Origin of the sequence: Oceanimonas sp. GK1, assembly GCF_000243075.1 — a bacterium.
Lineage (GTDB): Bacteria > Pseudomonadota > Gammaproteobacteria > Enterobacterales > Aeromonadaceae > Oceanimonas.
Map to the genome: position 1 here is coordinate 512,523 of NC_016745.1, position 21,638 is coordinate 534,160.

Here is a 21,638-nt window from a genome sequence, read left to right on the forward strand (position 1 = left end):
TTACCATGATCACACTTTTTGACCCGCTAGGGTCTGTGTCGGTCCAACGAAGGCCTGAACTCATTGCACGCTAATTTTCATCGGCTCGTCGAGCGGTGTGAGCAATTCAACCAGCAGAAACAAGCGCGCGCTCTGGCGGTGATGAGTCGCTATGGCCAGCAGGTGTTTCAGCTGCTGCCGGTCTTGCTGCACTACCACCACCCCCTGCTGCCGGGTTATGTGCCCGGTGACGTGCCGGCGGGCATCTGCCAGTTCACCCCCAATGGCTGCCAGCGGGAGTTTATCGACGAGTTGTGCCGGGCGGCCAACGGCCATCAGGGACTGGTGCAGCAGCAGTGCGAGATCCTGGGGCTCTATGCCATGGGCAGCACCTCGTCCATTGGCCAGTGCCGCGGCTCCGATCTGGATATCTGGGTGTGCTATTCCCATCATATGGCCCCCGAACGGGTGGAGCGGCTGCAACAGAAATGCCTGCTGATTTCCAAATGGGCCGAGCAGCGCCGGGTCGAGCTCAACCTGTTTCTGATCCCCGACAACAAGTTCCGCACCGACAACCAGCAATGGGTGGAGGGAGAAAGCTGCGGTAGTGCCCAGCATCTGTTGTTGCTGGACGAATTCTATCGCAGCCATCTGCGCATTGCCGGCAAGCGGCTGGTGTGGATGTTTGCCCCCGGCAAGCTGGGCCCCGACTACGACCGTTTTGTGGCCGAGCAGTTTGCCAACGGCACCCTCAATCACGACGAATGGCTGGATCTGGGCGGCTTCGCCCGCATTCCGGCGGAAGAGTACTTCGGCTCCGCCCTGTGGCAGCTGTATAAAAGCATCGATTCCCCCTACAAGGCGGTGCTGAAAACCGTGCTGATGGAAGCCTATTCCCACGAATACCCCGACACCCAGTTGCTGTGCCGCCAGTTAAAGAGCGTCTTTCAGAGCGCCGAACAACTGGACGGACGGCAGGATCACTATGTGCTGATGCTGGAAAAGGTGACCGATTACCTGAAATCCATCAACGATCACAAGCGCCTCGACCTGGTGCGGCGCTGTTTCTACCTCAAGGTGTCGGAAGGGCTGGATCCGGAGCAGCGTGACGGCGCCCAGTTCGCCTGGCGCCGTGACATCATGGAACGGCTGATCGGCATCTGGAGCTGGCCGGCGGAAAAGCTGGCCTGGCTGGACAACAGGGCCAACTGGAAGGTGGATGAGGTCAAGGCCGCCTACGGCGAATTGCTCGAGGCGCTGATGCAGAGCTACCGCAGCCTGATCCAGTTTGCCCGGCGCAACAACATCAGCGAGTCCATCAACCCGGAAGACATCGGCATACTGTCGCGCAAGCTGTATGCCGCCTTTGAAAACCTGCCGGGCAAGGTACAGCTCATCAACCTGCGCATCGCCCCGGATCTGAGCGAGCCCGACATCAGCCTGGTGCAGGTGCCCGAAGGCAGAACCAACCAGGCCGGCTGGTATCTGTACAAGTATGGCCTGGCGCCGGCCGACATCATTGGTCGCCGGCCATTGGAGCACAGCGGCTATGCCGCCCAGCTGGTGGCCTGGGCCCACTTTAACGGCCTGCTGACCGAGCACAGCCGCTGGCACCTGTTTAACCAGAGCACCGATCTGGAATTGCGCCAGTTGCAGGAATGCAGCCGGGATCTGGCGCGGGTGTTTCCGGTGCGCATGCCGTCTCCCACCAACCTGGCCCTGAGCCGGCCCTGCGAGGTGCGCAACCTGGCCATTTTCCTCAACCTGGAGCGGGATCCCACCGCCCTGCGGCGGGAGCGCACCATCGAATTTGGCGCCGGCACCAGTGATCCCTTCAGCTTTGGTCGTCAGCGGGAAAACCTGGCGGGCTCGGTGGACATCATTTACCGCAATTCCTGGGACGAAATCCGCACCCTGCATTTTGACGGCGACACCGCCGTGGTCGACGCCCTCACCGCCATGCTGGGCAAGATGCACCAGGGCTCCAGCCCGCCCGATACCCTGGATGTGTTCTGTTACAGCCGTCATTTTCGCAGCCTGCTGCGCACCCGCTTTGAGCAGCTGGTCAAGGAATGCATTCGGCTGCGACTGGAGCCCATTCAGGGGCATCAGCTAAAACGACTGACCCTGGGCACCGAGAAGGTTGGCATTTTCTTTGAGCGGCGGGGGGTCAGCGTGCAGCGCATGGAGGGCGAGCCGGACAGCCGGCGTCCGGCGTCCGGGCAGTCGTTTCATGCCCTGCGTCTGGAGCGGCACCAGCGCCAGCCGGTGCCCGAGGTGGTGGACACCTACGCCAGCGAGGGCCTGATGCAGTTTTTCTTTGAGAACAGCGGCGAGGGTTACAACCTCTATATTCTGGACGAAGCCAACCGCACCGAGGTCTATCACCAGATTGCCGGCAGTAAGGACGAGCTGGTGCAGAGCATCAATCGCTTTTATACCGCCAACCAGGAGCAGGAAAACGGGCAAAGCCATTTCAGCCACTTCAACCTGCCCCAGTATTACGAAATTGTGCGGGTGGACGGCGAGGTACAGGTATTGACCTACCGCACCAGCAAGGACGACCGGGACCCGCTGCGGGCGGGCCCGGCCTGAGGCCCGGGTCAACAGACCCCGACGGTTATAGCGCCAGCTCCACGCCACCCTGGCGCTTGGCCTGCAGGCTGAGCCAGCTCAGCAGCTCAACTCCCTGGCGGTTGTCGATCCATTTATCGCCCTGCAGGGCGAAGTGGTGGCCGTTTTCACGGGTAGCCAGCCAGATCTGGTGCAGCGGCTCCTGGCGGTTAATCACGAACTTGACCCCGTTCTCAAAGGTCAGGTTCATCACGCCGCCCACGGTTTCACATTCAATGTCTTCGCCGCTGTCGTCGATACGTGCCTCGATATGCTCGTAAATGGCGTCCGCCAGAGCGTGGAATTCGCTGTCGTTCATACCCGCTTCCTATTGCTTTTGAGAATGTGAATGCGATTATAAGAGCCCTGAACCATATTCACAGTCATACGATGAACAAATTCAAGCTGACCGCACTGGTTGCGCTGGTTCTGGGCCTGTCGGCCTGCGGCCTCAAAGGTCCGCTGACCCTGCCCGAGCCCGAACAGCAACCCACTCAGGTTGAGCAGTCGTAAAGGAAACAACCTTGGATTATTTCAATTATCAGGATGATGGCCGCCTGTACGGTGAAGCCTGCGATCTTTCCCGCCTGGCCGAACAATACGGCACCCCGCTCTACGTCTACTCCCGGGCCACCCTGGAGCGCCACTGGCATGCCTTTGACCGGGCCGCCGGCGAGGTAGACCACCTGGTGTGCTACGCGGTCAAGGCCAATTCCAACCTGGCGGTGCTCAATGTGCTGGCGCGGCTGGGCTCGGGCTTTGACATCGTCTCCGGCGGTGAGCTGAGCCGGGTGATTGCCGCCGGCGGCGACCCGAAAAAGGTGGTCTTTTCCGGCGTTGGCAAGCGCGATGATGAAATCCGCTTTGCCCTGGAGCAGGGGATTTTCTGCTTTAACGTGGAATCGGTGGCGGAGCTGGAGCGCATCAACCGGGTGGCAGGCAGCATGGGCATGAAAGCCCCGGTGTCCATTCGAGTGAACCCGGATATTGACGCTGGCACCCACCCCTACATCTCCACCGGCCTGAAGGAAAATAAGTTCGGCATTCCCATCGAGCAGGCCCGGAGCATCTACCGCCAGGCCGCGGCCCTGGGCAACCTAGAAATCCACGGCGTGGACTGCCACATCGGCTCCCAGCTCACCGAACTGTCGCCCTTTCTGGAAGCGGTGGACAAACTGCTGGCGCTGATTGACCAGCTGGCCGCCGACGGCATTCATATTCGCCACCTGGACGTGGGCGGCGGTCTGGGCGTGCGCTACGACGACGAAACCCCGCCGGAGCCGAGCCATTACGCCGAAGAGCTGAAAAAGCGCCTGCAGGGCCGCCACCTGACCCTGGTGTTTGAGCCGGGCCGGGCCATTGCCGCCAACGCCGGCGTGCTGCTGACCAAAGTCGAGCACCTCAAGCCCGGCGAAGCCAAGAACTTCGCCATTGTCGACGCCGCCATGAACGATTTGATTCGTCCTGCGCTTTATAGTGCCTGGCAGGCCATTATTCCGGTGGACAAGACCCTTGAGCGTGACGCCGCCGTTTATGACATCGTGGGCCCCATCTGCGAGACCGGCGACTTTATCGGCAAGGACCGTACACTTTCGATCACCGAAGGGGATCTGCTGGCGGTGCGCTCTGCCGGTGCCTATGGCTTTGTGATGGCGTCCAACTACAACAGCCGCCCCCGCGCCGCCGAGGTGATGGTGGACGGCGACCAGGCCTATGTGGTGCGCGAGCGCGAGCAGCTGGCGGATCTGTGGCGGGGCGAGCACCTGCTGCCCGAGGCCTGAGCCATGAGCACGCTTCATTTCTCCAAGATGCAGGGGCTGGGCAACGACTTCATGGTGGTGGACGGCGTCACCCAGAAGGTCTTTTTCAATCCCGAGGTGATCCGCCAGCTGGCGGATCGTCACTTTGGCGTGGGCTTTGACCAGCTGCTGCTGGTGGAGCCGCCCTATGATCCCGAGCTCGACTTTCACTACCGCATCTTCAATGCCGACGGCTCCGAGGTGGAGCAGTGTGGCAACGGCGCCCGCTGCTTTGCCCGTTTTGTGCGGCTCAAGGGCCTGACCAACAAGGACCGTATTGCCGTCAGCACTCAAAAGGGCAATATCGTGCTGCAGCTGGAAAAGGACGATCAGGTCACCGTTAACATGGGGGTGCCCGAGTTCGATCCGGCGCATATTCCGTTCAAGGCCCAGAAGGCGGAAAAAACCTACCTGGTGCGCGCTCAGGAGCAGACGGTGCTGTGCGGCGCCGTGTCCATGGGCAACCCCCACTGTGTGGTGGAAGTGGACGACATCAACACCGATATGGTGGCGACTCTTGGGCCGGAGCTGGAAAATCACGAGCGTTTTCCGGCCCGGGTGAACGTGGGCTTTATGCAGATCGTCAATGCCCGGGAAATCAAACTCCGGGTGCACGAGCGCGGCGCCGGTGAAACCCTGGCCTGCGGTACCGGCGCCTGTGCGGCGGCGGTGATGGGCATGAGCTGGGGCAAGCTGGCGGAGCGGGTGAAGGTACAACTGCCCGGCGGCACGCTCACCATCGCCTGGCAGGGGCCGGGCAAGCCGGTGTTCATGACCGGCCCGGCCAAGCACGTGTTTGACGGACAGATCAGCCTATGACCGACAAAAGCGCCCTGGCCGAGGCCGGGCTCGATGAAAGCCAGCTGGCCGATTACCTGGCCAGCCAGCCGGACTTTTTTGTTCGCCACCCGCAACTGCTGGACGCCTTGCGCCTGCCCCACGAGCAGCGGGGCAGCGTGTCGCTGGTAGAGGCCCGCATGGAGCGCCAGCGCCAGCGCATTCATCAGCTGGAAGAGGAAATCACCCAGCTGATGACGGTGGCCGGCGAGAACGAGCGCATTTTCCGCGTTTACCTGGATTTGTACCCGCGCTTGTTTGACTGCCGGACCCCGGCGGAGCTGGAGCAGCGCATTGCCCATGCCCTGAGGGAGCGCCTGCGGGTGACGGCGGTGCGGCTGGTGCCGGACGCGCGCTGGTGCGACCTGCCCCGGGCGCTGCCGGGCGAGCAGCTGGACAAGCTGTACCGGGAGCGCATGGCGGGCCAGGACGTGTACCTGGGGCGCCTGGGCCGGGAAGAAAAGCAGCGGCTGTTCGGCGATACGCTGGTCAACTCCTGCGCCCTGATCCGCATCGGGGCCAGGGGAGAAATGGGCCTGCTGGCCTTTGGCAGCGCCGACAGCAGCCACTACCGCTCGGGCATGGACACCCTGATCATTCGCCAGCTCGCCGGGTTTCTTGCCCTGCTGCTGCCGCGCATGGTGGACGATGACCACGCCTGAGCTGGCCGAGACGGTGGCCGACTTTCTCGACTACCTGCGGGTGGAGCGCCAGCTCAGCCCCCATACCCTGGATAACTACCGTCGCCACCTGAGCGCCATGGGCGAACAGCTGGCCGAGCTTCACCTGGCCGACTGGCGGCAATTGTCGGTCAGTCATGCCCGGGGCCTGGCTACCCGCCTGCACAAACAGGGGCTGTCGCCCCGTTCCATCGCCGCCAAACTCAGCGCCCTGCGCAGCTTCTGCGACTGGCTGGTGCTGACCGGCCGGCTGGACGCCAATCCCGCCAAGGGGGTGAGTGCCCCCAAACAGGGGCGGCCCCTGCCCAAAAACCTGGATGTGGACGAGCTGCACCAGCTGATGAATCTGGACGAAACTGATCCATTGGCGGTGCGGGACAGGGCCATGATGGAGCTGATGTATTCTTCCGGCCTGCGCCTGGCGGAGCTGGTGGCCCTTAATCTGGGGGATGTGCAGTTCGCCGAGCGGCAGGTGCGGGTGCTCGGCAAGGGCAACAAGGAGCGCATTCTGCCGGTGGGGCGCATGGCGCTGGACTGGCTGCAAAAATGGCTGAGCGTGCGCGGCGAGCTGGCCGGCCCCGACGAGCCGGCGCTGTTCGTGAGCCAGCAGCGCCGGCGCATCACCCCCCGCAGCGTGCAGCTGCGCCTGAGCAAGCGGGGCCGGCAGCAGGCGCTGGCCGGTCATGTGCACCCCCACAAGCTGCGTCACTCCTTTGCCACTCACATGCTGGAGTCGAGCGGCGACCTGCGGGCGGTGCAGGAGCTGCTGGGCCATGCCGATCTGGCCACCACCCAGATCTACACCCACCTCGACTTTCAGCACCTGGCCAACGCCTATGATCAGGCCCATCCGCGCGCCAAGCGGCGCAAGGATGAGGAGTAAGACCCGTCCCTAATCCCCAGTCCCGGGATTTTTCCCCGGTTTTACGGTTAGAATGCATTCACTTCAGGCTCAAAACCGGAATTCATGGATGCGCTTTTACAAACGAATGGCACCGATCAGCGTGCTCAGCTTTGATCTGGACGATACCCTCTACGACAACGTGCCGGTGATGGCGGCGGCCGAACACTGGCTGCTGCGGGCGCTGCGCGATGATTATCCCGAGTCCACCCTGCTGGGAGCGGACAACCTGGCGGCCATCAAACGCCGGTTGATCGCCGAACATCCCATGCTTGCCCACGACGTCAGCGCCTGCCGCCGGCGCGTGCTGACCGAGGGCCTGCGGCAGCAGGGGGTGGCCCCGGCGCGGGCCGGGGAGCTGGCCGAGCGTTTCTACCAGGGCTTTATCGAGCAGCGCGGCAAGATAGTGGTGCCCGACGCCACTCATCGTGTGCTCTCGACCCTGAAACAGAAATACCGGCTGGCGGTGATCACCAACGGCAACATGCCGCTGGAGCGCACCGAGCTGGCGCCCTATTTCGAGATTGTGCTCAAGGCCGGGCCCGACGGCCGCATGAAGCCGGCGCCGGATCTGTTTCAGCGGCTGGCGGAGCGAGCCGGAGTGAGTCTGAATGAGATCCTGCATATCGGTGATCACATTAACACCGATGTGGCCGGCGCCGTGCACAGTGGCTGCCAGGCGGTGTGGCTGAACGACAACGGCCGCACCGAAGCAGACCTGCAGTGCCTGCCCCAGGTGACCCTGACGCGGTTGGAGCAGCTGCTCGAGCTGTTATAATCGCCGTCATACTGTAAATATTCCCAGGAGTTGTGATGGATGTATCCAGCCTGCTTGACGGCATGAACGACAAGCAACGCGAGGCGGTGGCCGCCCCTTCCCAGAACATGCTGGTGCTGGCGGGTGCCGGCAGCGGCAAGACCCGGGTGCTGGTGCATCGCATCGCCTGGCTGATGCAGGTGGAGCAGGTGCCGGCCTCGGGCATACTGGCGGTGACCTTTACCAACAAGGCCGCCGCCGAAATGCGCCGCCGGGTAGAGCAACTGCTGGGCGGCCGGCTGTTCGGCCTTTGGCTCGGCACCTTTCACGGTCTGGCGCATCGCCTGCTGCGGGCCCACCACCTGGACGCCAACCTGCCCCAGGACTTTCAGATCCTCGACTCGGACGACCAGCTGCGCCTGCTCAAACGCATTCTCAAAAGCCTGAACCTGGACGAGAAGCAGTGGCCGCCGCGCCAGGTGGCCGGCTACATCAATGGCCGCAAGGACGAGGGCCTGCGCCCGGGCGATATTCAGGTGCTTAACGATCCGCTGCAAAAGACCTACCGGCAGATCTACCAAGTGTATCAGGACACCTGCGACCGGGCTGGCCTGGTGGACTTCGCCGAGCTGTTGCTGCGCGCCCATGAGCTGTGGCTGCACAAGCCGCACATTCTGGCGCACTACCAGCAGCGCTTTCAGCACATTTTGGTGGACGAGTTTCAGGACACCAACAGCATTCAGTACGCCTGGCTGCGCATGCTGGCCGGCGACAGCGCCCGGGTGATGATAGTGGGGGACGATGACCAGTCCATCTACGGCTGGCGCGGTGCCCGGGTAGAAAACATCGCCCGGTTTCTGGCCGACTTTCCCGGCGCCGAGACGGTACGCCTGGAACAGAACTACCGCTCCACCGGCACCATTCTCAAGGCCGCCAACCAGCTCATTGCCAACAACGCCGAACGCATGGGCAAGGAGCTGTGGACCCAGGGCACCGAGGGCGAGCCCATTGCCGTGTACAGCGCCTTCAACGAAGTGGACGAGGCCCGTTTTGTGGTGGAGCGCATCAAGCAGTGGCGCCAGCAGGACGGCAGCCTGAGCGATAGCGCCATTCTCTATCGCAACAATGCCCAGTCCCGGGTACTGGAAGAAGCGCTCATTCAGGAGCGTATTCCCTACCGCATTTACGGCGGCCTGCGCTTTTTTGAACGACAGGAAATCAAGGACGCCCTGGGCTACCTCAGGCTGATTAACAACAGAGGCGACGAGGCCTCGTTTGAGCGTATCGTCAACACGCCTACACGAGGCATTGGCGAGCGTACGCTGGGGTTAATCCGCGAGGCAGCCCGGGATCGGGAAGTTACCCTGTGGCGGGCGGCCTGGGCGCTGGTGGAAGACAAGGTGCTTACCGGCAGAGCCGCGGCGGCGGTGAGCCGGTTCATTAACCTTATCAATCAGCTGGAAGACGACACCCGCGAGCTGCCGCTCCATGTGCAGACCGACCGGGTGATCGAGCTGTCCGGGCTCAAGGCCATGTATCAGGCAGAAAAAGGCGAAAAGGCCCAGTCCCGGGTGGAAAACCTGGAGGAACTGGTGTCCGCCACTCGGCAGTTCACTCCGTCGGAAGAAGAAGACATGTCGCCGCTGTCGGCGTTTTTGTCCCACGCCGCCCTGGAGGCGGGCGAGGGCCAGGCGGATCAGTTTGACGACGCCGTGCAGCTGATGACCCTGCACTCCGCCAAGGGCCTGGAGTTCCCACTGGTGTTCATGGTGGGGGTGGAAGAGGGCATGTTTCCCAGCCAGTTGTCGGCGGAAGAAAGCCGCCGGCTGGAGGAAGAACGCCGGCTGGCCTATGTGGGCATGACCCGGGCCATGGAAAAGCTCTATCTCACCCATGCCGAGAGCCGCCGGCTCTACGGCCGGGAAATGTTCCACCGGCCCAGCCGCTTCATCAAGGAGCTGCCCGCCGACTGCCTGGAGGAAATCCGCTTAAAGGCCAAGGTCACCCGGGCCATTCCCAACGGCCGCTTCAGCCAGGACAGGGTGCAGGACACCTTTAACCAGACCGGCTTTCGCCTGGGGCAGCGGGTGCTGCATCCCAAGTTCGGCGAGGGCATAGTGCTTAACTTCGAGGGCGCCGGCGCCCAGAGCCGGGTCCAGGTCAACTTCGACGACGGCGGCGCCAAGTGGCTGGTCACCGCCTATGCCCGGCTGGAAGCGCTTTAGTACTATTCATCTTGTGCAAATTTGAATTTTATAATGCAAAAGGGTTGCATCGTTCGAGTCCGATCGGACAAAATCTGACGCTCTATCAAAAAGGAGCGAAGGGATGAAAAGCGGAATGAAAAAAATCGTTGGTATCAGCTTGCTGGCCTCAATACTGGCCTTGAGTGGTTGCTCTGCCATGCACACAGCGATAAAAAAGCGTGATCTGGAAGTGAAAACCCAGATGAGTGACACCATCTGGCTGGATCCGGTTTCCGGTAGTGCAAAGACGGTTTATCTGCAAATCCGCAATACCAGCGACAAGGATGTACAGATTGCAGAAAAGCTGCGTCAGAACTTTGAACAGAAAGGTTATACCGTTACCACAGATGCCAACAGTGCTTACTACTGGGTTCAAATGAATGTACTCAAAGTCGACAAGATGGATTTGCGCGAAGCCAATAGCTACCTGTCCAGCGGTTATGGTGCCGGGTTAACCGGCGCGGCAGCCGGTGCTCTGGCTGCCGGCTATGGGTATAACTCATCAGGTGCTGCTGTGGCTGGTGGTATTGTTGGCGGTATTATTGGAATTGCGGCTGATGCCATGGTTGAAGACGTGAATTATACCATGATTACTGATTTGCAGATTTCTGAAAAAGTAAACGGTAAGGTCAGCGTTAATAGTCAGGGAGCTCTGGCACAGGGTAATGCCGGTCGCACTAACGTCTCTTACAGTAAGGAAAGCAACCGTATGCGCTACCAGACTCGTGTAGTGAGCACAGCAAACAAGGTTAACCTTGAGTTTGAAGAGGCCAGAGTGGCACTTGAGGATAACCTGGCCCGTTCAGTGGGCGGAATTTTATAAACAAAAGGGCCTCATAAGAGGCCTTTTGTTATCGGTCGTCAACCCGGCTTTTCGTATTCCCACGTTCTGTGTGGGAATGCGTAGTCTGTTCAGCCCTGCGCTTTGCCTGACGTGATTGCACGGCCAAACATACCCGCTGGCTTCACCCCTCACCCCTCACCCGCTTGACCCGCCGTCGCTGGCGCAGGCCGTCGGCAGAGTAGATGGCCAGTGCGGTCCAGATCAGGGCAAAGGTAATGGCCTTGTCGGTGGTAAAGGCTTCTTCGTAGACCAGCACCCCCAGCAGCAGCGCCAGGCTGGGGGCCAGGTACTGAAAAAAGCCCAGGGTCGACAGCCGCAGCCGGCTGGCGGCGCCGGCGAACAACAGCAAGGGAACCGTGGTCACCAGGCCGGCCGCCAGCAGCAGCAGATTCAGGCCGGCGGGGTTGGTGGTCAGGTTGCCGGTCATGGAGTCCAGTCCCCACAGCCACCACAGGGCGGGCACCAGCAGCACAGCCGTTTCCAGCAGCAGGCCGGTAAAGGGATCCACCGGCACCTGCTTGCGAATAAGCCCATAGGTGCCGAACGACAGCGCCAGCACCAGCGCCACCCAGGGCAGGCGGCCAAACACCAGCAACTGCACCAGCACCCCCAGCGCCGCCAGCCCCACCGCCAGCCATTGCAATGGGCGGTAACGCTCCTTCAGGAACACCATGCCCAGCACGATATTGAGCAGCGGGTTGATGTAATAACCCAGGCTGGCATCGAGAATGTGGTTGTTGTTTACCGCCCAGATAAACACCAGCCAGTTGGTGCCGATCACCAGCGACGAGACCAGCAGTAGCAGCAATAACGCTGGACGGCGCAGCAGGGCCCGTACGCGGGTCCAGTAACCCAGGGCGGTGATAAGCATAAGCAGCAACAGGCAGGACCACACCACCCGGTGGGCTAGAATTTCCGGTGCCGGCACCGCGAGCAACTGCTTGAAATACACCGGGGCCAGGCCCCACAGCAAATAGGCGCACAGGGCGAGCAGGGCGCCGCGGGCGGATTGATCCTGTTCCATATTGGCTAATCAAAAGCGGGAAAAATGCAGTGTAAGCCCTGCGACCGGTACTCATCCAGTAACAGATGCAACTTTACCGGTCGGAGCCGCGGTTTATTGTTGTCGTCCCCTGTCTTACAATGCCCGTTCATTTTTGCCCGGCTGACCGAGATGAATCCCGAAACCGACGACATCGCTTCCGTTCCCATTCCCGACACTCCCCATGGCGTGCTGCAGCAGGTGTTCGGCTATCAGGACTTTCGGGATGGTCAGCTGGAAATCGTGGAAGCGGCGGTGGCCGGACGCGATGCCATGGTGATCATGCCCACCGGCGGCGGCAAGTCGCTGTGCTATCAGATCCCGGCATTGCTGCGGCCCGGCCTGACGGTGGTGGTGTCGCCGCTGATCTCGCTGATGAAGGATCAAGTAGACACTCTGGTGGCCAACGGTGTGGCGGCGGCCTACATCAACAGCTCCCTCAGCCGGGACACCATGCTGCGTCATTTCACCGCCCTGCGCCGGGGCGAGATCAAGCTGCTCTATGTGTCGCCGGAGCGGCTGCTGCAGCACGAGTTCATGGAGCGGCTGGGGGAGCTGGAGTTGGGGCTGTTCGCCATCGACGAGGCCCACTGCATCTCCCAGTGGGGCCATGATTTTCGCCCCGAATACGCCGAGCTGGGCCGGCTCAAGCAGTGGTTTCCCCATATTCCGGTGATGGCGCTCACCGCCACCGCCGACGAGGCCACCCGCCAGGACATGCTGGGCCGGCTCAACCTCACCGCGCCGCTCATTCATATTGCCAGTTTCGACCGGCCCAACATTCGCTACACCCTGGTGGAAAAGTTCAAGGGGCTGGATCAACTGGTGCGGTACGTGGCCGAGCAGAACGGTCAGTGCGGCATTGTCTACTGTTCCAGCCGCAAGCGGGTGGAAGAGGTGGCCGAGCGGCTGCTGGCCAAAGGCCACAGGGCCGCCAGCTACCATGCCGGCCTGCCCCTGGAGCTGCGCCAATCGGTGCAGGAGCGCTTTATTCGGGACGATCTCGACATCGTGGTGGCTACGGTGGCCTTTGGCATGGGCATCGACAAGCCCAATGTGCGCTATGTGGTGCACTACGACATTCCCAAGAACATCGAGTCCTACTATCAGGAAACCGGCCGGGGCGGGCGTGACGGCCTGCCGTCGGAAGCGCTGCTGCTCTACGACCCGGGCGACGTGGGCCGGGTGCGACGGCTGCTGGAAAACAGCGACAACGAGCAACAGTTGCAGGTGGAGCTGTACAAGCTCAACGTGATGGCGGCCTTTGCCGAATCCCTCACCTGCCGTCGCCAGGTGCTGCTCAACTACTTCGGCGAATACCAGCGCGAGCCCTGCGGCAACTGCGATATCTGTCTGGATCCGCCCAAGCGTTACGACGGCACCGAGGACGCGCAAAAGGCGCTGTCCTGCGTGTATCGCACCGGTCAGCGCTTTGGCGTGCTGTACGTGGTGGAAGTGCTGCGCGGCGCCGACACCCAGCGGGTACGCGAGCACGGTCATGACAAACTCTCGACCTACGGCATCGGCAAAGACAAAAGCCAGGAGCACTGGGTGAGCGTGCTGCGCCAGCTCATTCACTCCGGCCTGCTGACCCAGAACATTACCCGCAACATGGTGTTGCAGCTCACCGAGGCGGCCCGGCCGGTGCTGCGCGGTGACGTCGCCCTGGAGCTGGCCGAACCCCGGCTGGTGCGGGTAAAGCAGAAGGACAAGGCGGAAAGCGGCCTGACCCGCGCCGAAGATCGGGCCCTGTTCAAGGCGCTGCGGCAGTTGCGAAAACAGCTGGCCGAAGAGGCCGATGTGCCGCCCTATGTGGTGTTCAACGACGCCACCCTCACCGAGCTGGCCCGTTACCGGCCCAAAACCGAAGCGGAGTTGCTGGGCATCAACGGCGTGGGGGTGCGCAAGCTGGAGCGTTTTGGCGAGGCGTTTCTGGAGTTGCTGCGGCGGGAAGGCTGACGGCGTCAGCCTCTGGCGGAGTAAAGGTCCGCCGGGGCGGACCCTTCAGCCTTACAGGCTGGCGTAGTAGGCCGCCAGGTCTTCCATGTCCTGATCGGACAGGGGCATGGCCATGGGCGCCATGATGGGATCGTTACGCTCACCGGCCTTGAACGCTTTCAGTTGTTTGACCAGGTAGGCGGCTTTCTGGCCGGCCAGGTTGGGGTAGATGTCCATGGGGGAAATGCCATCGGCGCCGTGGCAGGCCGCGCAGGCGGCAGACTTGGCCTTGCCGGCGTCGGCATCGCCGGCGGCAAAGGCAGGAGTGCCGAACATGGCCACGAGGGCGGCGGCTGTCATCAATTTCTTCATTATTGAACTCCGTTGTTATCGAATTGCTAGTTGCTTCCGAGCTCAGCTTTTGAGCTGTCGCAGTATAAGTTAAGCTGTGCTTAAAAAGGAAACCCGCATGCGAGCTTCAGGGTGATAATGTGTTATTAGACAATCAATATGCAAGTTTCAATTGGGCAGGATCTTTGGTCGAACCCACTCCCCTCGATTCGCCCAGTCTGCTGCTCGTGAATTATGACCTTGCCGAGTCGCTGGGCATTTCACTGGATGATCGCCAGTGGCTGGAGATCACCAGTGGTCACCGGCTGCTGCCGGGCATGACGCCCTTTGCCCAGGTGTATGCCGGTCACCAGTTTGGCGGTTTCAGCCCGCGGCTGGGAGACGGGCGCGCCCTGCTGCTGGGGGAAGTCGTCGCCCCGGGCGGTGCGCGCTGGGATCTGCACCTCAAGGGCGCGGGCAAGACCCCTTATTCCCGCTTTGGTGACGGCCGGGCGGTATTGCGTTCTTCCCTCAGGGAATACCTGGCGTCGGAGGCCCTGCATTATCTGGGGATCCCCACCACTCGGGCATTGTGCCTGGTGGGCAGTGGCGAGCCGGTGTACCGGGAACAGGTGGAGCCCGGCGCCGCCCTGCTGCGCGCCGCTCCCAGCCATCTGCGCTTTGGTCATTTCGAATACTTTTATTACAGCGGCCAGCCCGAACACATCCCCGCCCTGCTGGACTACCTGATCGACACCCAGTGGCCGGATCTGGAGAAGGGGCCGCAGGGCTACGGGGCCCTGTTTGAGCGGGTGGTCACGCGCACCGCCGAGCTGATTGCCCGGTGGCAGGCGGTGGGGTTTTGTCACGGCGTGATGAACACCGACAACATGTCGATGCTGGGCCTGACCCTGGACTATGGCCCCTACGGGTTTCTCGATGCCTACGATCCCGGCCATATCTGCAACCACTCCGATCCGGCCGGCCGCTACGCCTACGATCAGCAGCCGGCGGTGGGGCTGTGGAACCTGCAACGACTGGCCCAGGCGCTGTCGGGTCACATTGAACTGGACGCGCTGCAGCAGTCGCTGGGGCAATATGAGCACCAGTTGCTGACCGCCTATTCCGAGCATATGCGCCAAAAACTGGGGCTTGAGCAGTGGCACGAGCAGGATCCGGCGCTGTTCCGGGACATGTTCAGCCTGCTGGCCGAGCACGGGGTGGACTACAGCTGCTGGTTCCGCCGGCTGGCCCTGCTTGACGCCGAAGGCGACCTGCCGGCTCCCCTGGCCGCGCTGCTGCCCAAACCCGATGCCTGGCACGACTGGTTTGCCCGTTACCGGGCCCGGCTGGTGCTGGAAAGCCGTACTCAGGCCGAGCGCCGGGCGGCCATGGATGCGGTCAACCCCAACTACGTATTGCGCAACCACCTGGCCCAGCGTGCCATTGAACGGGCCGAGCAGGGCGACATGGCCGAGGCCGATACCCTGCTGCAACTGCTGGCACGGCCCTTTGACGATCGGCCCGAGTTTAATGATTATGCCGAGCCGGCCCCGGCGTGGGCGGCATCCCTTTGTATTTCCTGTAGTTCATGACCATGACCCCCTTAAAGAGCCAACCACCGCTTACCCTTGACCGTTTTCCCGACTGGGCCAATGAGCTGGCTCAGGCGCTGGAGCTGACCGTGCTGGAGCGGGAGCAAGGCGCCGACTATCACCAGTGGCTGGTGGATTTTGAAGGCAGTCGGCTGCTGCTGTGTTTTCAGCACTATGCCGACTGCGCCTGGCTGCAACCCATGAGCGGGCAGGATGAGGACGTGGCCGCCTGGCTGACCGCACAATGGAACCGACGCTGAACGAAAATTTCACTTCACGTGAAGACAAGTGGTCGAAAAACGACTAGAATAGCGCCGTTTTTTATTGCTAACCCTCATGGGTTCCCTCACCCCATTCATCAAAAAGGTGATGCATGATTTCCTCTGAACAATACCGTACGGCGCTGATCCGCCTGTCGTTGTTTCATATTGCGGTGATCGCCGCCAGTAACTATCTGGTGCAGTTGCCCTTTACCCTGTTTGGTTTTCATACCACCTGGGGCGCGCTCAGTTTTCCCTTTATCTACCTGGCCACGGATCTGACGGTGCGCATCTTTGGCGCCGGACTGGCCCGGCGCATCATTTTTGCGGTGATGCTGCCGGCCCTGGCCAGCTCCTATGTGCTGTCAGTGCTGTTTTTTGAGGCCAGCTACCAGGGCCTGGGGGCGCTGTCTGAATTCAACCTGTTCGTGGCCCGCATCGCTCTGGCCAGTTTTATGGCTTATGTGCTGGGGCAGATCATGGATGTATCGGTATTCAACCGGCTGCGTCAGATCAAGGCCTGGTGGGTGGCGCCCACCTGCTCCACCATTTTCGGCAATCTGGTCGATACCCTGGCCTTTTTCAGCCTGGCGTTCTGGCGCTCGCCGGATCCCTTTATGGCCGAGCACTGGGTGGAGATCGCCTGGGTGGATTACGGTTTCAAGCTGGTGTTCAGCTTAGGCCTGTTTGTGCCCGCCTACGGCCTGCTGCTGAAATACCTGAGCCGCAAGATGCTGGGCGAGGAGCAGGCGGCGCTGCAAACCAGCCGCTAAAAATGTTTGAGGTGAGACGTTGGATGTAAAAATCTCACGTCTCACGTCTCACGTCTCACGTCTCACGTCTCACGTCTCACGTCTCACCGGCCATCACAGCGCCGACAGGGCTGCCACATCCAGGGCGCCGGCGTAGGCTTCCAGTTCGTCCATGGTGAGCTCGCTGCCGCTTCCGCTCAGCTGCACCAGGGTGGTGTTGGCCACCAGCATCATCAGCTCCTTGCTGTTGCCCTCTTCCTTGACCATGGCGGTCTGCTCATGGATACGTCGGATCTTGTAGCCACTCATGGTGGCCATGCTGGGATTGGTGAACAGCATGGCCATGGTCTGCAGCAGGGGCGAGTTTTTGGTGATGGTCATCTCCAGCCGGGCATTGTCTTTACGGTAGTGCCGGGAGGCGTGAATACCGCCGCCAAAGAGGGCGGCACCGCCGGCCTGGGTATTGGCCTCGTCGGCCTGCCAGCCGGGCAGGGGCTCGGGAAACAGCTCCCCGAGCTGGCCGGCCTGCAACTGGCGCACCAGGGTGGCGGCATAGTCAAGCTGGGCGGCGGCCCGGGACCATTCTCCGGCCTCGTAGGCCTGGGTGCCTTCCTCAATGGCCCGGCGAATTTCGGCATCATCGGCCCACAGCAGGCCTGGCAGCAGCAGGCTCATCCATAACCACGGTTTGTGCATGGGGTGCTCTCCGGTAGGGGATGGTTTCAGTGTAGCCAAGGGGCGGGGAAAGACGGCAGGGGAAAAAATGATCGAAATCGGAGCGACAGGGGTTGCAATAATAAATGATAACGATTATCGTTAACTTGCTTTCCGAACAGTGCCGCCCATTCAGACGTTGGCGCAGGCAGCTTGCGAAGGCACGACATTGCTCACATTGCTTCCAGAGTTTTTCAGGCCGGCTTAATGCCGGCCCTTTTTTTGTGCTGACAAGCGAGCTGCTGCGCTCAGCCATGCGTCGTTGAAAAGCGGCTCAAAATGCTCATGTACTACAAGTACACTCCGCTTTTTCGCCACTTTTCGCCTCGCCTGGCTTTCGCTCGCGACGCTCGTGAAACACTGGCTGTGACTGAACTTTTACATCTCCAGCAGGCGTTTCACCAGTTTGCCGATGCCGGTGTCGGCCTCGGTAATGCGCTGGGCCAGCATGTAGGCGGGGGTGGAGATCACCTTGTAGTGCGCGTCTTCCACCACGTCGGTAACGGCGCAGCCAATGTGTTCGCCCCCCATGGCGGTAAAGGCCTCGGCGGTGGCGGCGTCTGTGCCTATGGTGCCCTTGACGCCGGCCGGGTAAATACGCGGGATCAGCACCGGTGCAATGCAGCAATAGCCGGCGGGTTTGCGGGCCTGGGCAAAGGCGTGGCAGGCGGCCAGCACCTCGTTGTCGACCTCGCATTCGGCCCCTTCAAAGGCAAAATTACACAGGTTTTTGGCCACGCCAAAACCGCCCGGCAGCAGCAGGGCGTCAAAATCACTGGCGTTGAGCGCCGACAACGGCTGAATGTCGCCCCGGGCAATGCGGGCGGCTTCGGTCAGCATATTGCGCTGCTCGTCGCTTTCCTGGCCGGTGCGGTGATCGATGACGTGATGCTGGGGCTGGTCGGGAGCAAAACACTGGTAGCGAGCTCCGTGGCGGTCCAGGTGTAACAGGCAGAGCACGGCCTCGTGAATTTCCGCGCCGTCATACACGCCGCAGCCGCTCAGAATAACGGCAACTTTTTTCATTTTGCGCTCCTTGTTCGAGGATCGGGGTTGGTGATCCGGGTCGGACTGAAGGGGTCAGCGTGTGCCAGGATCAGCTGTGGTTGATTTTTATGCAAGATTCCCTTGCTGTCGATTTTCCACAATACCGGATCCCTTATCAAGATCCGACATTAAAATATAAGTTAATGATATTTAAGTGTTATTTAATCCGCACTAGATCTTGATCGGATCGCTCTTTCACAGAGTTATCCACAGGCTGGTCATGGTGCCGCCGTGGAGTCCGCCGGCCCGCTGTGGCATGCTAGCGGCCAACGCATTAACGAGAACAACACCATGGTTGCCATTCCTGCCAAACCCCTGATCCTGGTTGATGGATCCTCCTATCTTTATCGTGCTTATTTTGCGTCCCAGCAAGCCGATCTGCGCACCAGCGACGGCCGGCCCACCGGCGCCATTCGCGTGGTGACCAACATGCTGCGCAGCCTGCACAAGCAGTTTCCCGAATCCAGGGTGGCGGTGGTGTTCGATGCCAAGGGCAAAACCTTTCGCGACGACATTTACCCGGAATACAAGGCGCACCGGCCGTCCATGCCGGACGATCTGCGCAGCCAGATACAGCCCATTCACGACATCATTCGCGCCATGGGGCTGCCGCTGCTGATCGAGGAAGGGGTGGAGGCGGACGACGTGATTGGCACCCTGGCCCGGCAGGCCACCGAGCAGCGGCTGGACGTGGTGATCAGCACCGGCGACAAGGACATGGCCCAGCTGGTGTCGGATCACGTGCTGCTGATGGACACCATGAAAAACAGCTTTCTCGATCGGGACGGCGTGGTGGAAAAATTCGGCGTGCCGCCGGAGTCGATTATCGATCTGCTGGCGCTGGTGGGCGACAAGGTAGACAACATTCCCGGCATGCCGGGGGTGGGCGAGAAAACCGCCCTGGCGTTGTTGCAGGGGCTGGGCTCCATCGACGACATCGCCGCCAACACCGACAAGATTGCCAGCCTCGGCTTTCGCGGCGCCAAGTCCTTTGCGCCCAAGTTCGTCGAGCACGAGGAGATGGTGCGGCTGTCCTACACCCTGGCCACCATCAAGACCGATGTGGCGCTGCATGTGGGCCCCGCGGATCTTCAGCAGACGGCGCCGGACACCGAGGCCCTGCGCGCCCTCTATCAGGAATTTGAATTCCGCAATCTGCTGGCGGAGCTGGAGTCGGACTCGGCCGGGGAAGCCGTACCGGCGGCACCGGCGCTGGAGACCGACTATCAGACCGTAACCGGCCAGGCCGAGCTGGATGAATGGATTGCCCGGCTCAAGGCGGCGCCCTATTTCGCCTTTGATACCGAGACCACCAGCCTCAGCTACCGGGATGCCCGGGTGGTGGGGGTGTCGTTTGCGGTGGAGGCGGGCCAGGCCGCCTATGTGCCCTTTGGCCACGATTACCTGGATGCCCCCGAGCAGCTGAGCGAAGCGCAGGTGCTCGGGGCCCTCAAGCCGTTGCTGGAGGATGAAAGCCGCATCAAGCTGGGCCAGAACCTCAAATACGACATCAACGTGCTGAAAAACCACGGTATTGCGCTGAAGGGCGCGCTGCTTGATACCATGCTGGAGTCCTATGTGCTCAATTCGGTACAGACCCGGCACGACATGGACAGCATGGCGGCCTTTTTCCTCAATCACAGCACCACATCCTTTGAGTCCATTGCCGGTAAGGGTGCCAAACAGCTCACCTTTAACCAGATCCCTCTGGAGCAGGCGGGGCCCTATGCGGCGGAAGACGCCGACATTACCCTGCGGCTGCATCACCATCTGAGCGAAAAACTGGCTGCCGAGCCGGTGCTGGAAAGCGTGTTCAATGATATTGAGATGCCGTTGGTGCCGATTCTGGCCCAGATGGAATACACCGGCGTGCGCATCGACAGCCAGCTGCTGGCCATGCAGAGTGAGGAAATAGCCAAGCGGCTGAAGGAGCTGGAGCGGGAGGCGTTTGAGCTGGCCGGTGAGCCCTTTAACCTGAGCTCCACCAAGCAGCTCGGCGAGATCCTGTTCACCAAACTGGCACTGCCGGTGATCAAGAAGACCCCCAAGGGAGCGCCGTCCACCGCCGAAGAAGTGCTGCAGGAGCTGGCGCTGGATTACCCGCTGCCCAAACTGCTGATGGAATACCGGGGCCTGAGCAAGCTCAAGTCCACCTACACCGACAAGCTGCCGCTGATGGTGAATGAGCACAGCGGGCGCATTCATACCTCCTACCACCAGGCTAACACCGCCACCGGCCGGCTGTCGTCGTCGGATCCCAATCTGCAGAACATTCCCATCCGCACGCCGGAAGGGCGGCGCATTCGCCAGGCTTTTGTGGCCGAGCCCGGCTACAAACTGGTGGCGGCGGACTACTCCCAGATCGAGCTGCGCATCATGGCGCACCTGTCCCAGGATCAGGGGCTGCTGGACGCCTTTGCCCACGGCCAGGACATTCACAAGGCCACCGCCGCCGAGGTGTTCGGGGTGGCGGTGGAGCAGGTGTCTGCCGAGCAGCGCCGCCGGGCCAAGGCCATCAATTTTGGCCTGATCTACGGCATGAGTGCCTTTGGTCTGGCGCGCCAGCTGGGCATTGGCCGCAACGAGGCCCAGGACTACATGAACATCTACTTTGAACGCTACCCCGGGGTGCTGCGCTACATGGAGACCACCCGGGAGCAGGCCAGTGAACAGGGCTATGTTTCCACCCTGTTCGGCCGCCGGCTCTACCTGCCGGAAATCAAATCCAAGAACGGCGCCCGGCGCAAGGGTGCCGAGCGGGCCGCCATCAACGCGCCCATGCAGGGCACTGCCGCCGACATCATCAAGCAGGCCATGATTCGAGTGAATGACTGGCTGGGTGAGCTGCCCGAGGGCGAGGTACGCATGCTGATGCAGGTGCACGACGAACTGGTGTTTGAAATTCGTGAAGACAAGGTAGACGCCCACCGGGAAACCATCTGCGCGCTGATGCAGCAGGCCGCCAGTCTGGATGTGCCCCTGCTGGTGGAAGCCGGGGTGGGTGACAACTGGGATCAGGCTCACTAATCTGACAACAAAATAACGATAATGAAATAATATTACGTATCTCGACTTTTCTCTGCTTTCCTTCGGGAGTAGAGTGTCATCAGGTACAGAGGCAGGGTAAATCACCCTGTCACGCTTTTTGCATTTACTTCATATGCTGCTCAGGCCGCCTTCAGCCAGAATGCTGAAGGCGTTTTTTTATGCCCGCTGTTCGGCTGTACACAGGTGTTGTATACAATCCAACTCCATTTTTGTTGTTAAGTTACATTTTTGTGAGTGAATGCGTCGACTGGCATTT

Annotated in this window: 19 protein-coding genes; 14 read left to right on the plus strand and 5 right to left on the minus strand. The window is 61.2% G+C overall.

From position 1 onward, the window contains the following. The first annotated feature begins 63 nt into the window (after nt 1–63). Nucleotides 64–2,574, plus strand: coding sequence for a class I adenylate cyclase (locus GU3_RS02475; RefSeq protein ID WP_041542864.1), 2,511 nt, complete (start codon nt 64–66; stop codon nt 2,572–2,574). Between the two features lie 25 nt (nt 2,575–2,599). On the opposite strand, the gene cyaY is transcribed toward GU3_RS02475, so the two are convergent. Further along, complete coding sequence (gene cyaY, locus GU3_RS02480) at nt 2,600–2,911, minus strand: iron donor protein CyaY (protein WP_014290977.1); 312 nt, start codon at nt 2,909–2,911, stop codon at nt 2,600–2,602. Nucleotides 2,912–2,982: 71 nt separating this feature from the next. Here cyaY and GU3_RS16965 point away from each other — a divergent pair, with 71 nt between their 5' ends. The 8 genes from GU3_RS16965 to GU3_RS02515 all read left to right on the plus strand — a co-directional run bounded on the left by GU3_RS16965 (nt 2,983) and on the right by GU3_RS02515 (nt 10,635). Next, nucleotides 2,983–3,105, plus strand: coding sequence for a lipoprotein (locus GU3_RS16965; RefSeq protein ID WP_148265836.1), 123 nt, complete (start codon nt 2,983–2,985; stop codon nt 3,103–3,105). Between the two features lie 11 nt (nt 3,106–3,116). Continuing rightward, nucleotides 3,117–4,373 carry a diaminopimelate decarboxylase gene (gene lysA, locus GU3_RS02485; protein ID WP_014290979.1) on the plus strand — a complete coding sequence of 419 codons (1,257 nt, stop codon included), beginning with the start codon at nt 3,117–3,119 and terminating at the stop codon, nt 4,371–4,373. Between the two features lie 3 nt (nt 4,374–4,376). Further along, the gene (dapF, locus tag GU3_RS02490) at nt 4,377–5,210 is read left to right on the plus strand and encodes a diaminopimelate epimerase (protein WP_083829432.1); all 834 of its coding nucleotides are present in this window, start codon (nt 4,377–4,379) and stop codon (nt 5,208–5,210) included. After that, nucleotides 5,207–5,890: a DUF484 family protein gene (locus tag GU3_RS02495; RefSeq protein WP_014290981.1), complete on the plus strand. Its 684-nt coding sequence runs from the start codon at nt 5,207–5,209 to the stop codon at nt 5,888–5,890. The genes dapF and GU3_RS02495 overlap by 4 nt, the downstream gene beginning before the upstream one ends. Beyond that, entirely contained in the window at nt 5,877–6,791 is a 915-nt protein-coding gene (xerC, locus tag GU3_RS02500) for a tyrosine recombinase XerC (RefSeq protein ID WP_014290982.1), read from the plus strand. The genes GU3_RS02495 and xerC overlap by 14 nt, the downstream gene beginning before the upstream one ends. An 88-nt stretch (nt 6,792–6,879) precedes the next feature. After that, nucleotides 6,880–7,587 (plus strand): HAD-IA family hydrolase, encoded by a 708-nt coding sequence (locus GU3_RS02505; RefSeq protein WP_014290983.1) that lies wholly within the window; start codon nt 6,880–6,882, stop codon nt 7,585–7,587. 35 nt (nt 7,588–7,622) lie between these two features. Then, a complete protein-coding gene (uvrD, locus tag GU3_RS02510) occupies nt 7,623–9,791 on the plus strand; it encodes a DNA helicase II (protein ID WP_014290984.1) in 2,169 nt (722 codons plus the stop codon). 103 nt (nt 9,792–9,894) lie between these two features. Beyond that, entirely contained in the window at nt 9,895–10,635 is a 741-nt protein-coding gene (locus GU3_RS02515) for a complement resistance protein TraT (protein WP_014290985.1), read from the plus strand. Between the two features lie 142 nt (nt 10,636–10,777). On the opposite strand, the gene rarD is transcribed toward GU3_RS02515, so the two are convergent. Next, nucleotides 10,778–11,680, minus strand: a complete 903-nt coding sequence (gene rarD / locus GU3_RS02520; RefSeq protein ID WP_014290986.1) for an EamA family transporter RarD — start codon at nt 11,678–11,680, stop codon at nt 10,778–10,780. A 150-nt stretch (nt 11,681–11,830) separates the two neighbouring features. Here rarD and recQ point away from each other — a divergent pair, with 150 nt between their 5' ends. Further along, complete coding sequence (gene recQ, locus GU3_RS02525; protein ID WP_014290987.1) at nt 11,831–13,657, plus strand: DNA helicase RecQ; 1,827 nt, start codon at nt 11,831–11,833, stop codon at nt 13,655–13,657. A gap of 51 nt (nt 13,658–13,708) precedes the next feature. Here recQ and GU3_RS02530 read toward each other — a convergent pair whose 3' ends face one another. Beyond that, the gene (locus GU3_RS02530) at nt 13,709–14,008 is read right to left on the minus strand and encodes a c-type cytochrome (RefSeq protein WP_014290988.1); all 300 of its coding nucleotides are present in this window, start codon (nt 14,006–14,008) and stop codon (nt 13,709–13,711) included. A 119-nt stretch (nt 14,009–14,127) separates the two neighbouring features. Here GU3_RS02530 and GU3_RS02535 point away from each other — a divergent pair, with 119 nt between their 5' ends. The 3 genes from GU3_RS02535 to GU3_RS02545 all read left to right on the plus strand — a co-directional run bounded on the left by GU3_RS02535 (nt 14,128) and on the right by GU3_RS02545 (nt 16,594). After that, nucleotides 14,128–15,561 carry a YdiU family protein gene (locus tag GU3_RS02535; RefSeq protein ID WP_041542866.1) on the plus strand — a complete coding sequence of 478 codons (1,434 nt, stop codon included), beginning with the start codon at nt 14,128–14,130 and terminating at the stop codon, nt 15,559–15,561. Between the two features lie 2 nt (nt 15,562–15,563). After that, the gene (locus tag GU3_RS02540; protein WP_237711163.1) at nt 15,564–15,821 is read left to right on the plus strand and encodes a DUF3630 family protein; all 258 of its coding nucleotides are present in this window, start codon (nt 15,564–15,566) and stop codon (nt 15,819–15,821) included. Between the two features lie 113 nt (nt 15,822–15,934). Continuing rightward, nucleotides 15,935–16,594 (plus strand): 7-cyano-7-deazaguanine/7-aminomethyl-7-deazaguanine transporter, encoded by a 660-nt coding sequence (locus GU3_RS02545; protein WP_014290991.1) that lies wholly within the window; start codon nt 15,935–15,937, stop codon nt 16,592–16,594. Nucleotides 16,595–16,687: 93 nt separating this feature from the next. Here GU3_RS02545 and GU3_RS02550 read toward each other — a convergent pair whose 3' ends face one another. After that, nucleotides 16,688–17,269, minus strand: coding sequence for a hypothetical protein (locus GU3_RS02550; RefSeq protein ID WP_148265837.1), 582 nt, complete (start codon nt 17,267–17,269; stop codon nt 16,688–16,690). Between the two features lie 396 nt (nt 17,270–17,665). Then, nucleotides 17,666–18,313 carry an isoprenoid biosynthesis glyoxalase ElbB gene (gene elbB / locus GU3_RS02555; RefSeq protein ID WP_014290993.1) on the minus strand — a complete coding sequence of 216 codons (648 nt, stop codon included), beginning with the start codon at nt 18,311–18,313 and terminating at the stop codon, nt 17,666–17,668. Nucleotides 18,314–18,625: 312 nt separating this feature from the next. Between elbB and polA the strand changes: the two genes are divergently transcribed. After that, complete coding sequence (polA, locus tag GU3_RS02560) at nt 18,626–21,361, plus strand: DNA polymerase I (RefSeq protein ID WP_014290994.1); 2,736 nt, start codon at nt 18,626–18,628, stop codon at nt 21,359–21,361. Nucleotides 21,362–21,638: the final 277 nt, after the last annotated feature.